The sequence below is a fragment of the Polynucleobacter sp. 39-46-10 genome (assembly GCF_002282275.1).
In genome coordinates this window covers 1-2,009 of sequence record NZ_NCJB01000381.1, presented here as the reverse complement: position 1 = coordinate 2,009, position 2,009 = coordinate 1, and the positions used below count along the sequence as shown (strand labels likewise).

1 protein-coding gene is annotated in these 2,009 nt (G+C 45.9%); it reads right to left on the bottom strand.

Features of this window, described 5'->3' with window-relative positions; translation table 11 throughout:
* Positions 1–117: 117 nt before the first annotated feature.
* The coding region (locus tag B7X71_RS15870) for a malate synthase G (RefSeq protein WP_293601443.1) at positions 118–2,009 on the bottom strand (1,892 nt) is incomplete at its 5' end.

Genomic DNA, 2,009 nt, shown 5'->3' with positions numbered 1-2,009 from the left:
AGGGATTTAGAAAGCTAAACATGATATGGCTAAAGACTTATATAGTTGGCAAGTAAAAAGAAAAATGGACTTGCCTTTCGACAAATCCATTTCGCTCATGAGGACAAGAAATAAAGATTAAGCGTGAGCCTTCTTCACCTCTAAGCGCCATGCATGAAGCAAAGGCTCGGTATAGCCATTAGGCTGCTCTAGGCCTTTGAAAATCAGATCACTTGCTGCTTTATAAGCATAAGAGTCTTTGTAATTTGGCATCATCGGCTGGTACAGAGGATCGCCAGCATTTTGACCGTCAACTACTTTAGCCATACGCTGCAAAGACTCATTCACCTGAGCTTCAGTAACAATGCCATGCAATAGCCAGTTAGCAATATGCTGACTAGAAATACGCAAAGTTGCACGATCTTCCATCAAACCTACATTATGAATATCTGGCACTTTAGAGCAACCAACACCTTGGTCAATCCAGCGAACCACATAACCCAAGATACCTTGGCAATTGTTATCCAACTCTTGCTGAATTTCTTCTTTAGACCAGTTAGCTTTTTCCACTACTGGAATGGTCAACAAATCATTGATCAAGGCTTCAGCTTCAGCAGCCGTATCTAACTGCTCCATCTCTTTTTGTAGTTGAGCGACATTCACCTGGTGATAATGCAAAGCATGCAATGTTGCCGCAGTAGGTGAAGGCACCCAAGCAGTATTTGCACCTGCCTTTGGATGAACAATCTTTTGCTCAACCATAGCCTTCATCAGATCTGGCATTGCCCACATACCCTTACCAATCTGAGCGCGACCACGCAAGCCACAATCTAAACCAGCCAGAACGTTACGACGCTCATAAGCTGACAGCCACTTACTGGTCTTCATATCGCCCTTGCGCATCATTGGACCTGCATGCATTGCTGTATGCATTTCGTCACCAGTGCGGTCTAGGAAGCCAGTATTAATAAAGGCTACGCGAGCACCAGCGGCAGCAATCGCTGCCTTGATATTGGCGCTCATACGACGCTCTTCATCCATGATGCCAAGCTTCACGGTATCCGCGGGCAAGCCCAGCAACTTCTCAACACGACCAAAGAGCTCACCAGCGAAGGCAACCTCTTCTGGACTGTGCATTTTTGGCTTAACAATATAAACAGAGCCTTTACGAGTATTGCCAATTGCCTGAGTTGCAGGACGATTAATGTCATACAAAGCAATCAATACCGTAACCACTGCATCCAAGATACCTTCGTAAATCTCTTTACCTTCACCAGTGATGATCGCTGGGTTAGTCATCAAGTGACCAACGTTACGAAGGAATAATAAAGAACGGCCATGCAAAGTAACTACACCGTCTTTAGCATCCACTGCGCCAATGCCTGCTTTGTATTGACGATCTGGATTGAGGGTGCGAGTGAAAGTTTTTCCACCTTTGCTCACTTCTTCAACCAAAGTGCCCTTGAGAATGCCTAACCAGTTTTCATAGGCAAGAACTTTGTCATCGCCATCAACAGCAGCAATCGAATCTTCCAAGTCCAAAATAGTAGAAAGAGCGGCTTCAAGCACAACATCGTTAACGCCAGCAGCGTCGCTTGCACCAATCGTTTTAGTCTTATCAATCTCGATATCAATATGCACACCGTTATTACGCAGGAGCACTGAAGAAGGTGCAGCAGCATCACCTTGATAGCCAACAAATTGCTTCTCATCAGCAAGGCCTGTTTTGCTACCATCCTTCAGGCTAACTACTAACTTGTTGCCATCAACCGCATACGCAGTAGCATCCGCATGTGAACCCTTAGCAAGAGGTGCCGATTGATCTAAAAACTTGCGGGCAAATGCAACAACCTTGGCACCACGAATCGCGTTATAGCCACCCGCCTTAGTTGCGCCATCTTCTTCAGAAATAACGTCAGTACCGTAAAGAGCGTCATACAAAGAGCCCCAACGTGCATTAGCGGCATTCAGTGCATAGCGGGCATTGAGCACTGGAACGACCAATTGCGGTCCAGCTTGAAGGGCCAACT